13 protein-coding genes and 1 riboswitch are annotated in these 12296 nt (G+C 35.0%); of the genes, 3 read left to right on the forward strand and 10 right to left on the reverse strand.

Going from position 1 to position 12296, the window contains the following annotated elements:
• Positions 1-143: 143 nt before the first annotated feature.
• On the forward strand, positions 144-1838 hold the full coding sequence (locus C9J35_RS12095; RefSeq protein WP_107924706.1) for a methyl-accepting chemotaxis protein: 1695 nt from the start codon (positions 144-146) through the stop codon (positions 1836-1838).
• 280 nt (positions 1839-2118) lie between these two features.
• On the opposite strand, the gene C9J35_RS12100 is transcribed toward C9J35_RS12095, so the two are convergent.
• The 5 genes from C9J35_RS12100 to C9J35_RS12120 form a co-directional block, all read right to left on the reverse strand.
• The gene (locus C9J35_RS12100) at positions 2119-2808 is read right to left on the reverse strand and encodes a hypothetical protein (protein ID WP_107924707.1); all 690 of its coding nucleotides are present in this window, start codon (positions 2806-2808) and stop codon (positions 2119-2121) included.
• A 192-nt stretch (positions 2809-3000) separates the two neighbouring features.
• The gene (locus C9J35_RS12105) at positions 3001-4497 is read right to left on the reverse strand and encodes a sodium:solute symporter family protein (RefSeq protein WP_107924708.1); all 1497 of its coding nucleotides are present in this window, start codon (positions 4495-4497) and stop codon (positions 3001-3003) included.
• 23 nt (positions 4498-4520) lie between these two features.
• On the reverse strand, positions 4521-5276 hold the full coding sequence (locus C9J35_RS12110; protein ID WP_235616291.1) for an SDR family NAD(P)-dependent oxidoreductase: 756 nt from the start codon (positions 5274-5276) through the stop codon (positions 4521-4523).
• A complete protein-coding gene (locus C9J35_RS12115) occupies positions 5263-7014 on the reverse strand; it encodes a methyl-accepting chemotaxis protein (protein ID WP_107924710.1) in 1752 nt (583 codons plus the stop codon). The genes C9J35_RS12110 and C9J35_RS12115 overlap by 14 nt, the downstream gene beginning before the upstream one ends.
• Before the next feature lie 101 nt (positions 7015-7115).
• Positions 7116-7200: riboswitch (cyclic di-GMP riboswitch) on the reverse strand.
• A 234-nt stretch (positions 7201-7434) separates the two neighbouring features.
• The gene (locus C9J35_RS12120) at positions 7435-7629 is read right to left on the reverse strand and encodes a hypothetical protein (protein ID WP_054767662.1); all 195 of its coding nucleotides are present in this window, start codon (positions 7627-7629) and stop codon (positions 7435-7437) included.
• A gap of 260 nt (positions 7630-7889) precedes the next feature.
• Here C9J35_RS12120 and C9J35_RS12125 point away from each other — a divergent pair, with 260 nt between their 5' ends.
• The gene (locus C9J35_RS12125; RefSeq protein ID WP_107924711.1) at positions 7890-8888 is read left to right on the forward strand and encodes an NERD domain-containing protein; all 999 of its coding nucleotides are present in this window, start codon (positions 7890-7892) and stop codon (positions 8886-8888) included.
• Between the two features lie 119 nt (positions 8889-9007).
• Here C9J35_RS12125 and C9J35_RS12130 read toward each other — a convergent pair whose 3' ends face one another.
• Positions 9008-9505, reverse strand: a complete 498-nt coding sequence (locus C9J35_RS12130) for a YehS family protein (RefSeq protein WP_107924712.1) — start codon at positions 9503-9505, stop codon at positions 9008-9010.
• A gap of 228 nt (positions 9506-9733) precedes the next feature.
• On the opposite strand from C9J35_RS12130, the gene C9J35_RS12135 reads away from it, so the two are divergent.
• Positions 9734-9937 carry an alpha/beta-type small acid-soluble spore protein gene (locus C9J35_RS12135; RefSeq protein WP_054767660.1) on the forward strand — a complete coding sequence of 68 codons (204 nt, stop codon included), beginning with the start codon at positions 9734-9736 and terminating at the stop codon, positions 9935-9937.
• A gap of 63 nt (positions 9938-10000) precedes the next feature.
• Here the strand turns inward: C9J35_RS12135 and C9J35_RS12140 are convergent, their stop codons facing one another.
• The 4 genes from C9J35_RS12140 to C9J35_RS24865 form a co-directional block, all read right to left on the reverse strand.
• On the reverse strand, positions 10001-10633 hold the full coding sequence (locus C9J35_RS12140) for a hypothetical protein (protein WP_167395958.1): 633 nt from the start codon (positions 10631-10633) through the stop codon (positions 10001-10003).
• A gap of 237 nt (positions 10634-10870) precedes the next feature.
• On the reverse strand, positions 10871-11455 hold the full coding sequence (locus C9J35_RS12145) for a hypothetical protein (protein ID WP_107924714.1): 585 nt from the start codon (positions 11453-11455) through the stop codon (positions 10871-10873).
• A gap of 19 nt (positions 11456-11474) precedes the next feature.
• Positions 11475-11825, reverse strand: coding sequence for a hypothetical protein (locus C9J35_RS23595; protein WP_499842726.1), 351 nt, complete (start codon positions 11823-11825; stop codon positions 11475-11477).
• A gap of 69 nt (positions 11826-11894) precedes the next feature.
• The gene (locus C9J35_RS24865) at positions 11895-12065 is read right to left on the reverse strand and encodes an RHS repeat domain-containing protein (protein WP_369122292.1); all 171 of its coding nucleotides are present in this window, start codon (positions 12063-12065) and stop codon (positions 11895-11897) included.
• Positions 12066-12296: the final 231 nt, after the last annotated feature.

Here is a 12296-nt window from a genome sequence, read left to right on the forward strand (position 1 = left end):
AGTCTTATACTAATAAAACTATTTTTAAAATTCCGATAAAAAAGTCTTATTTTTCTTTTAAAATAGATATAAAATAATAATTGTACTATAACAATTAACATTTGAGGGCTGCTCATTTATGGGTCAATTAAAGGATGGGAAAAATGAAAGGTTTATTTCAATTTAAAACACTTAAAGCTCGTATTTTAAGTGCATTTATCGTCTTGCTAGGTTTAGTTATTTGTTTTACAGCCTATACCTATATTTCTAATACTAAGATGGAACAACAAGCTAAGGGACTTGTTGAAGAAGATCTAGCTGTATTAACTGCCAGTAAAAATTTAGCCATGTCTACAAGCGTTCGACTATCTGCGGCTTTAAGCTATGTTGTAACAGGAGAGGAACAATACATAGATACTTTTAATGAGTATCGTCAAATTGCTGAAGAGAACAACGGCATTATTGAACAGTACGACAATAGCACTGAGCGTGCAAAAATTGTAGAAATGTCACGCGAATGGAGCAATCGAGTAAATAGTGAAGTATTTGATGTCTATAAAAGTGGCAATAAACAATTAGCATTAGATAATTTAACTGCTATTAATAATCTTGTAACTGAAGTACGAAAAGGCTATGAAGGATTATCAACTAAACGCGCTGAGGATATTACAGCCATCGGCAATGAAGTTATCTCGACAAGCTCAAACAATAAAACAATTGGCGTAATTGTCAGTATACTATTGACAATAGTAGGAATCCTAATAGCCATTAGTACAGCAAGCCAAATTTCAAAACCTATAAAAATCGTCTCACAACGCATGAAAGAATTAGCTGACGGAAACCTCCGAAACGAACCACTGCCAATTACTCATCGAGATGAAATTGGCCAATTAATGCTTTCGGCAAATGACATGAGTGAGCAGCTAAACCAAACGATTAGCACGATTCATGCTGTCTCAGAAAATGTAGCAGCTAGTAGTGAAGAGCTGGCTCAATCTTCAAATGAAGTGCAAACAGGGACAGAGCAAATTAGCGTTACAATGCAAGAGCTAGCTACAGGGACAGAGACACAAGCATCGACTGCTAGCGATTTAGCAGAAACAATGACAACTTTCCGACGCCGCATTCAGGATACAACACAAGAAGGCATGGAATTAAAAGAGCATTCAGGTCAAGTACAAAGTTTAACAACAACAGGTAAGGACTTAATGGTACGTTCAACACAGCAAATGGCTACGATTAATGAGATTGTATTAGATTCAGTGAAAAAGGTAGAAGGCTTAAATGAGCAATCTGCTGAAATTTCAAAGCTTATTTCAGTCATTGATGAGATCTCAAACCAAACAAATTTACTTGCACTAAACGCGGCAATTGAAGCAGCACGTGCAGGAGAACACGGAAAAGGCTTTGCCGTTGTAGCCGATGAAGTGCGTAAGCTAGCAGAACAGGTGCAGTTCTCTGTAACGGATATATCAACAATCGTCAATCGTATCCAGAGTGAAACAAGTAATGTGACAAATTCTCTGCAATTAGGCTACGAGGAAGTAAAAAAAGGAACCTCCCAACTGAATCAAACAAACGAAACATTCGATCATATTTCTGATGCTGTGACAGAGATGATTAATAACATTACTGTCATTTCAGGCAATCTAAACGAAGTTGTGCAAAATTCCGAATCCATAAATGTTTCTATTGATGAAATAGCCTCTATTTCACAGGAATCTGCTGCTGGTGTGGAAGAAACAACAGCTACCGTAGAACAAACAGCAGCTACCATGGATGAAATTTCAAAAAGTGCAAACCAACTGGCTGATATGGCTGAAGAGCTAAACATACAACTACAGAAGTTTAAAATTTAAAACGAGGCTGGGACAAAAGAGAAAAAGTGTTAGTTTGACTGATGTCGATCTAACACTTTTTTGCTGTAAACGTTGATGTCCACTACGGCGGACGCTTTCCAGGGGCGGGCCTTCGATACTATCAACTAGTGCTCTCTTCTAAATTTTATTTATGCCAAAAGGAAGAACGTCTAAATTTTTCTTCATTTTAGATAGTAAAAATTTAATAATACCTTTGCTTCTCTTTGTTAATATTTAAAGTTTTGTCCCAGCCTCGTTTTATTTTTTCACGCAATAATAGTCAATGCCAATTTCGAATTGGGACTCTCTCAAGTTCATATCGCTTAATAATGATACTTATCTTTCGATACCATTGCTCACATAACTCTAATGCTTCACTATATGCGTCCTCTTCTCTGGAAATCGGTTTGTTATTTGCCATAAATACATATTCTAAGATGGGTGTAGATAAATTATCAACGACTATTTTTAAAGCTATTTGTGATACTGTATCATCTGTTTCTTCTTGTAAATCATCAGCATCTGGTAAAGGGTCTTGCTCTCCATCGATTAATGATCCGCTTAACAAACCATTTCTAGTACTAGCAATTATAATATTGTCATCTTCTACTATAGATACTTCGTATATTTTTTGAAACTGTATTTCTTTCTTTGTCACTTCAGCTTCCCAATCTGCTCTATTAGCAAGCAACAGCGTATTAGTCGGTTCATTTAATAACAATGCATGTAAGCAGTCACTAGAAATTGTACATTGGGTATGTGGAATATTCATTAGTTCCTCTTCGCTTTGTCTTTTCAATGCTGCGTTTCTGCTGAAAGATCTGTATTTTCCCTTAACATAACGGAAAATCCCTACCGTCAATAATCCTAATCCAATATAAAAAAATATACCTCTTACTATAGCTACTTCCATTGCATTTGCTAGCATCAAATAGATAATACCTAATAACAGTAGAAAAAAGGTTTTCACAAAAATCCCACCTTCAGAAAAATAATAGATAGGAAAATATCTATTTACTAGAAATCTTATTCAAGAGAAACACTTTTCATGCTTAATTTATCTGGAGATTAAAGGATAAAATAAAACAACACAACAACATCACATACTGCAATGTTGTTGTGTTACATAAATTATCAGTGTGTCCTAATAGACTATCGTCAATTAATTTGATTGTTCCATTAGTTCATCTTTACTCCCCACATCATCTAACGTTTTATCTTTTTCAATTTTATGCATATCAAGCACATGTTGTGTAGGAGGGATCAGAAGGCTCACAACAACAATTGTTATACCTGATATAACTACACCAGAGAAAACAGGTGCTAACCATAACTCACTTAATAAACCTAGGAAACCTTCTGATTGTACATTAAACCCAGGCACAAACGTTAGTGTCGTAATTATATAATAGACTAGTCCTACTGAGATACTAGCCCATACTGCTGGCGTGCTTACACGTTTCCAAAACGGTCCTAAAACGATTGGCCAGAAAATCGTTACAAATATAACATCCCATGCTAAATAAGCTAAATCAATGACTTTTTGAAAGCTAATCGCTAGTACTAAACCGAGTAAAGCACTACATAGAATCACTAATCTCGAAAATCTTAATAGGTTTTTAGGGTCAGGATTACGATTAATGAAATCTAGGTAGATATTCTTTGTCACAATACCAGAAGTTGCAACATAACATGCTGCTACAGTAGACATCCCCATCGCTGCCATGGCAGTTAAAAAGATAGCCGCCAATAACGGTGGGAAGTACCCTTGGGCAAAAGTAAGCATTAGCGTTTCTGGATTTGTACTATTAGGGTAAATCGTTTTGAAAGCTTCACCTAACATACCTGGTATCCAGCTAATCGCAATGATGACTGAACCTGCAATAATCATACTACGCTGTGCTACCCTTGGACTTTTGGCAGCTGCAACCCTTTGTCCTAAGTCCACTGCTGGAATGTCACCAAGTGCAAGTACAAGATAAAGTGTCCAAAATTCTGCACCAGCCTTATTGAATAACTCACTGATATTCCACCACTCTGGGTTAAATGTAACGTCAGGATAATAGAATAGAATAAAGATAGTAATCCCTAAAATGCCGGCTACTGCAAGTGCCCCTTGTACAATTTCAGTATATGCTACGGCCCATAAACCACCAATTACTGAATAAAGAGCCGTTAAGGAAACAAATAGCAGTGCTGCCGGAAGAAATTCAATTTGCAATAGTTGCTGTATAATGTATGTTCCGCCAACAGTTAAGGCAGCAGCATTAAAAACACCAAATGCAATTGCCATGACGATTCCGGTGTATGCACCTAACTTTTTACTACCATATCTTAAACCGTAGTAGTCCGCTAAAGTCCAGCCCTTTAATCTTCTCAGTGGTTTTGTCCAAATCAACGCCCCTAGAATCATACAAGTTCCTAAGCCACCCATTGTTGCAGAACCTTCAAAGCCACCACTTGTATACCCCGAACCTACAGCGGCAAAAAAGAATGGGGCTGCTAATAATGCAGCAATTAAACTTCCTGTGACCACCGATAGTGGCATACTCCAACCGGCTACTATCAAATCTTCTGCTGTTTTTACACGTTTGTAGCCTTTATATCCGATATAATAAATAAAAATTAAGTACAAGCTAAAGACGATTATATTTAACATTTTATTGCTCCTCAGTTATTACATTATCCATTCATCACGACTCCACCATTAGGTGTGAGTACTTGACCTGTATAAAATTCAGCATGATCAGAGGCTAAGAACAATACACTTTTTGCAATTTCCTCCGGATGTGCCAATCGCTTTAATGGATATTTAGCAGACTCTTCTTCAATATAATTTTCACCAAATTCTTGTAGAATGTCAGTCAGCGTTCCACTTGGAGCTACTGCATTGACCAATATATTGGGTGCTAACTCTCTTGCCAAAGCTTTTGTGAAAGCATTGATAGCACCTTTTGCTGCCGAATAATGCGTAAACTCTTCACAGCCTAAACTACCAATATCCGAGGAAATATTAATAATTTTTCCGTTGTTGCGTTCTTTCATTCTTTTTGCGGCTTCTCGGCAATTGTAAAAACATCCATATAGATGAACTTTAATCATTCTGTCCCATTGTTCATCTGTTAAATCTGTGATACTAGAAGACTGTGCAAACCCTGCATTATTGACGAGAATATCAATAGCTCCTAGGTGATTGTCCATGTAAAGGAACATATCTTGTACCTGCTGAGAATTAGAGACATCCGCAGTGTACTTTAATGCATGAACACCATATTTTTCCGCCTGCATACGGACTGCTTCAGCCTCATTATCATCACCGATATAGTTAATCAATACATTGGCTCCTTGCTTCGCAAATGCTAAGGCAATGGCTTTCCCTATGCCTTTGCTGGAACCGGTAATTAGCACATTTTTTCCTTTGAAATTAATTTCCATCATGATCATTCTCCAATTTAAATTTGGCTACCAGTGCCTGCAATTCTTGTGCAGTCTGTCCTAAAGAAGTAGATGCTTCTTTAACATCTTGCATTGTTGCCAATTGTTCTTGTGTGGCTTTCGATACATTTGACGAGAACTCTGATGATTGTTCTGCCGATTGCTTAATGTTATTGACAGATGCCGAAACTTCCTCTGAGGATGCAGAGATTTGTTGAGATGCTGCAGAGATTTCTCGTATCTGGTTTGCAACTTCTTCTGCTGAAGTAAGAATTTCATTAAATATCTTCCCTACTTCATTTGTGAATTCCATACCGACTTTAACATCTGCTTTTCCTTTTTCCATCACCGTAATAGATGCGTTCGAATCTGATTGAATGGTACTAATCAGATTGTAAATCTCTGTTGCCGATTGTGATGATTGTTCAGCTAAACGTCTTACTTCATCTGCAACTACTGCGAAGCCTTTGCCATGCTCTCCAGCTCTTGCTGCTTCAATAGCTGCATTGAGTGCTAGCAAGTTCGTTTGATCTGCTATTGCCGTAATAATACTCACAATATCACTAATCTTTTTCGTATTGACATGTAAGCCGTTTATAGTCGTACCAATTTGTTCAACTGAATTATTAATTAATTGCATTTGCGCAATCACTTGCTGAACAACATGGTCGCCACGTTCTGAAGCAAGGGAAGCTGCAATAGACGATTCGGCAGCAGTATTTGCTGAATCAGCAATTTGCTGAATACCTGTTGCGGTTTCTTCCATTGCAGCAGCGGTTTCTTCCGTCATAACCATAGACGCTTCGGCATTTAGCGTTATCTCGCTCATATCTTTAGCGATATTAGTTGAACTATTTAACGTTTCACCTGCATTGACAGTCAGTTGATTGGCTGCAGAAGAAACATGATCTGATGTATTTCTTATATTCAGAATGATATGTTGTAAATTTGTAACCATTGTTTTAATTGATTGAGATAGATTACCAATTTCATCTTTTGTAATTTCTAAATCCACATCTTTCAATTCACCATTGGCTACTTGGTTTGCAACATTTACTACTTTCTTCAAAGGTTTTAGTAGTCGATCAATAATTATGTAAAGTAAAATTAATAAAATAACAAGTCCAATTGCCGCTATAGCAATTTGTTTAATAACACTTGATTTAATAATTGTATTAATATAATCTGCAGAATAATCAATCCCAAGTAATGCAATCAAATTGCCACTATCATCTTTAATAGGACTAAAAACAGTTCTCCAAGAGCCAAAAGGATCCTCGAAAATATCTGTTACTTCTGTCTGATTATTTTCAATCGCTAGTCTAGCTGTTTCAACATGTTCATCCGCTAAATCTTTAAAGATTTCACCTGCTTCATATACCTCATTCAGATTCGATGTATAACCTATCGGATTAACACCACCTTCATCTTGCACATCCCAAATATAACTCCAACTCATAGTACCTTGCTGTTCTTGTATCAGGTCTAACTTCTCTTGAATTTTCTTGAATTCTGCATTATTTTCCCCTTTTTTTGATAATAATTCTTTAATGTCATCACTATCAAGATTCATGGCTGTTAATAAGCCAACACTTGTCAATTCTTGTTCAAGATCAACGTTCATTCGGTTGTTTAATTCAGTAATACTTTGCGTAGTAATAATGGAAATGAGAACTAATACAATAATCGAAACAGTAAGTAACAGTTTGTTCTTTAAGGATGCATTTTTTAAAAAGCCCATGATTATTTCCTCCTCCAATGTTTAAGTGCAAAAAAACCTATTTCAAAAGAAATAGGTTACTAAAGAATATACACTAGCAATAACTTCTATAACTAGCAATCTTCGGCAACCCAGCCGCCATAGCATTAATGCCTTAGACCTGTAGCTTTGCGTCTCTACTTTTCAGTAGATTTGCCTATCTTTACACCCTCAAATTAACACAATGGGTAAAATCAGTCAATATTACTATGTAAAAATACACATATTTTATCACTATTTTACTACAACTTTACAAACTATGAGAACATTACTATTAATCATTCGGCCTTGACTAATCAAAACAAAAAAAGAGTAGCTAAAACGCTTTTTACAATCGTTCCAGCTACCCTATTTATTTTTACATTTCACTTACCCCTAAGTGATGAATCTTGTTTCATAAATTTAGACATTTTGCATGACTAGTAAGACGGATGGTATGAAGGATAATGCAAAAACAGATACATACCATAACGATGTTCGCCGTAATGAAAAACGAACCTGTTTTTTTTCAGCATAGAAAATATCCAATATAACCGCAACAATTAATGGTGTACTTACACATGCAATAGCAATTAAGAAAATATCAAAATAGATCATAAAGCACCCCTCTATTCGTGAACATTTTACTTTCCCCTTTTGTGACGATTTTGTGTCAATTTAATTGTACACAATTTCGTCACAATTTGTCAACGGTCTAAAACACAGTTTTTTTAAATTTCATTGTTCTTAAAACGACATTCAAATGGATCACTCTGTCTTTACGACTTCTCTACTTACGTTATAATAGAATATAAGATATCCACATTTACCATATGATGGTTATAATATAATAAATAAGTCTAAGCAGGTGATACAGTTTGATAAAACGAAATTTTTTTGAAAGAATCACATTTGCACTAAAAGATACTGAAAAATTAAAGAAACCCATTGTCGTAAAACAAGCTTCTGACATCAAACTTCAACATAACATTTCGAAGGATATACAACTTTGGCAGTTAGGTGCTAAGGGCGAAAACAATGTTTTATTCGAACTGAAAAATTCTTATTTACCTTTACATATTCTACATGATATAAAAATTGCATCTGAGGAAAACAAAGCACAATTAGACTTTGTAGTTTTAACAAGAAAATTTATATTAGTAATCGAAGTGAAAAATTACTATGGTAACATCAAAATAAATGATAAAGATGAATTTATTCGCAAAGTCTATAGAAATAAACACTTACAATTCGAGGGAGGCTTTTATAGCCCTATTCGTCAAGTACAAAGACAGGCTATTATTTTAGAGAATGTGTTAAAACAACATGAAGTAATTAATAAGACACCTATTAAACATGTCGTCGTATTTACTAATTCAAAAACAATCTTAGATATGAAGGAAGCGAGTACTGAAGTACGTCAAATTGTACTTCGTGCAGATCAATTAGTTTCCTACATCACTAAAGAATTACAGCAAAAATCTCCTGTTCATTTTCTTGACAATAAAATGCAAGAAATTAGTAACGGCATACTATCCCACCATCAAGAAGAGACTTTTTTACATAAAGACGATACCATCGATCACAAATTATTAGAGGAAACATTAGAAACAGACATTAAAGATGTGCAAGCTCCTGTGAGGACATTAAATCATTCTGAGTTAGAAGAAGCTTTACGTTCTTATCGTAAACAACAAGCCAACAAAGCCAATCTCAAAGCTTTTCATATTTTTTCTAATCAAACATTAGAACAATTACTTCAACACAGACCCATTACCTTAGCCGAGTTAAAAGCGATTCACGGTATAGGTGATAACAAGGTAAATGCATTTGGTGAAGAGTTAATTTCTATTATTCAACGTTATAGTTGTCGTTAACTTCCTATTTATAACCACGCAAAAGGAGCTGTCTCAATGGATGAGATAGCTCCTTTCTAAATTGAATATACAATAAATTTCCTGCTCAACTGAGTTGATACATCTGGCTGAGGGTCTTTTTAACCTCTATATTTCATCGTTAAACCTTTTAAGAAGTTTCTCACAAAGCGATCGCCACACTCTTTGTAGTTGCGATGACTTGGATTTCTTAAAATAGCGCCTAATTCACCTTTAGATACCGTGACGCCACCTTCATATAAAATCTCAAGCATCTCTTCACTTGTTAGTGCTAGTGCAATTTTGACTTTCTTTAATAGCATATTATTAGGGCTCTCTGTAGTCTTAACAGGCACTGCTGGACTTACTGCTTGACCAGGTTTTGGTTGTTGAGGCCCTCTTTTAAAAATTATAAAACCGTTTAAAAATGCTTCGAACATCTTATTATTACATTTAATGAAGTTTTCGGGTGCTTCTTCCTCATCCTTCACTTTCATCAGCATGTTCAATACATCCTCTTTTGTAAAGCTCATACCGCCTAGTTCAAAAATTTCTACCATCTCTGTATTTTTTATATCTAATGCGTATCTTAAACGAATCAACATATCATTATCCGTCATCTAAAACCCTCCTGATTTTTCCATTGAAACCGCAATTTCACTCTATGTGAAATGAATACTTGGCTTAATTATAACAGAGGTAATTGCATTTTTAAGCTAACTAACTATTTTAAATTCACGCAATTAGATATTACCTAGCTTTCGTATTTAGCTTGCGCATCTATCACTTTTTTAAATGTATGAAAAACAAACAATCGACCATTCTAATATCACAAGGAGGTGAGAAATATGGCTACAAATAATCGAAGCTCAAATAAACTTCAAGTTCCAGGTGTACAAGAAGCTGTTAATCAAATGAAATATGAAATCGCACAAGAATTCGGCGTACAGCTTGGGTCAGAAGCTTCTTCTCGCGCAAACGGTTCAGTAGGTGGAGAAATTACGAAACGACTTGTTGAAATGGCTGAAAGACAATCAAAAGGCAAATTTTAAATATAAAAGGTTTTAAAGTAAAAAACGAATACTAACCCCTTTAAGTAGATAATGTTAAAAAAACTACAGTACGCTGTAGCTAGCATCATACTTAAAGGGGATTTCTATACCGCATGAGGAGAAAAATTCGAGAAACAACCATATTTGTGAACGATTACCTAATTTATCATAGCTACTCGCAATCCAATGGTCATTCTGCCACTCCTTGATTACTTGTCCAGATGGGTCTCGCTCCAGTTTAACGGTTACATGCTCATTGGCAGTCTCTATTAACGAACCATTTTTGTCATAGTCAAACGTTTCCCAAGTGTCATCATAATAATCTGAGCGAATGACATTCCCTAGACCATCATGTTGAAACGCTGTCCAGCGATTACCCGGCCGTTGAATCCTCTGCACCAATCCTGCTAGACTTCGCTCATACGTTTTTTCCATCTCATCAAAGCCGATTTCCTTGATGATATTGCCTTTCGTATCACGTTCAAACTGGTACGCTTCGCCTTTTTCATTGATGACGGCGGTTAACTGCTCTTCTGTATCATAGGTGAATTTGACGTTCTTGCCACCTTGTTCTCGAGCCTTCAAGCTGCCAAGAATGGTGTAATCAAAGGCTACTTGCGTATGGTTATCTTTCGCAAAAACAATATCATCATAGGCATTGTACTGCAATTGAACTTCGTTACCATCTAACGTCACTTGACACAAGTTCAGATCAGTATCATAAGCTAAGCTTTAGTTGGATTTAAATCAACAGTTTTTAAAAAAGTTCTGATCTTTATTATAAAAGATCAAAAGGGCAATAAAATCCTTTTAAATGGATTTATTGCCCTTTTTAAATTTAACTTCAAAATAATACCCTGTAGTATTTCTTTTATCTGTGATAATTCTAAAGTCGTTTCGTATATGCATTTTCAGCTTCTTAGTCTATAAGATTTAATTCACATCTGCCACATTAAAGTTATATTTTTCATCTTCGCGTGGATCATTAAAACCTTTAAATTCATTTACTTTAACAAGAGAAAACAAAAATCCAAAATTTGCATTAGGATAATCTAATTTCTTCTTACGTGCATAGCCCTTTATAGATACCAAATACTTACCAGAAGATACATTATATCTAAATCCAGAATATAACGTCACCCCATCTAAAGTTTGATATGATATTTCATCATTTCCTATAAATTTTTTATTGTCGAATTCATAAAATAAACCTATACTACCAACCCATAATGTATCTCTAACTTCAATATTGAAGTCATGATATACCAATTTCTCTTCCCACTCATCGTCAAATGATTGATTATAATTATCAAATTTGATTACATATTTTATAGAGTTTATTGGTAAAAAAGGAGTCCAAATACCTTCAGCAAGTGAAGTTAAATATCGCTTATGATTATCCTGAAAATTCTTTAAAATTTTTTTTGACCTAACTTTTTCTTTTTTTAAAAAATCTTCTAATACATCTAATGAAAATAAACTAATTCCATAACTTGATACTGTTAAAATTTTTTCCAAGGTAGCATCTCCTTTTCTTCTATTTACAAGGGATTTTCCCCTCCGAATGTAATTCTTTTAATTTCTCTAAAGCTTCTGCAGGGGTTAAATTTTTGAATAATCTTTCGTCAGTGTAAGGGATTTTTAAATAACCTTTAACGTCAATTTTTTCGTATGCTTTAGCACCTTTTTCAAAAAATTCATCTACTGTACCAGTAAACTTTGAACCGTGATAAGGTATTCCAGCTTCTATAAGTTTTTTATGCAATTTTTTGTGAAGTTCTGCTGTTCCAGCCCCCTTATTTGGATACCATGAAATCGAATTATTTTGACTTAATTCTAGAATGTCTAAAGCCTTAGCTATTGATCTCGGCATCAAATGATGGCCCATACCAGTATCTAATAAATCTGAGTATAATCCAAATTTATCTATATTCTTATTCGTATCCCTAACATACCCTTATAAAGATGGATTCTTGCCTTCAAGACCAATCGGATCCTGTTGAGTATACATTCCCTCCACAGGAGAAAAGTAACGGAATCTGTTATAATATAATCCGATTTCCATGTCTTCATACTGACCCTGATACCTAAACGGAATGAAATCCTGCTCACCAGTGAACTCAACCACTCGTCCTTAAATATCAAGTTCTACTGACCAATCCCTATTACCTTTTTATCATAGGTTAAACTCCCATAGGCATACCGCATAGGGATATTTTTCTCTACGGGGTACATTTCTGTTAGTTTATTAAATAGTGTTTCTCTTTTCAATGAGACTACTTTTTCGAACTGTAATCATGGGAAAAATAAAGGGCAATAAATCCCCTGATTAATGGATTTATTGCCTATTTTAAATTAC

Origin of the sequence: Lysinibacillus parviboronicapiens (assembly GCF_003049575.1) — a bacterium.
GTDB classification, from domain to species: domain Bacteria; phylum Bacillota; class Bacilli; order Bacillales_A; family Planococcaceae; genus Lysinibacillus; species Lysinibacillus parviboronicapiens.

Coding starts and splice junctions, on each gene's coding strand:
- C9J35_RS12130 (WP_107924712.1), bottom strand. CDS start 9,505: ATGACGGATAATGATATGTTGATTCGTTTAAGATACGCATTAGATATA.
- C9J35_RS12120 (WP_054767662.1), bottom strand. CDS start 7,629: ATGATCTATTTTGATATTTTCTTAATTGCTATTGCATGTGTAAGTACA.
- C9J35_RS23595 (WP_499842726.1), bottom strand. CDS start 11,825: ATGGGCCATCATTTGATGCCGAGATCAATAGCTAAGGCTTTAGACATT.
- C9J35_RS12105 (WP_107924708.1), bottom strand. CDS start 4,497: ATGTTAAATATAATCGTCTTTAGCTTGTACTTAATTTTTATTTATTAT.
- C9J35_RS12115 (WP_107924710.1), bottom strand. CDS start 7,014: ATGGGCTTTTTAAAAAATGCATCCTTAAAGAACAAACTGTTACTTACT.
- C9J35_RS12095 (WP_107924706.1), top strand. CDS start 144: ATGAAAGGTTTATTTCAATTTAAAACACTTAAAGCTCGTATTTTAAGT.
- C9J35_RS12110 (WP_235616291.1), bottom strand. CDS start 5,276: ATGATGGAAATTAATTTCAAAGGAAAAAATGTGCTAATTACCGGTTCC.
- C9J35_RS12135 (WP_054767660.1), top strand. CDS start 9,734: ATGGCTACAAATAATCGAAGCTCAAATAAACTTCAAGTTCCAGGTGTA.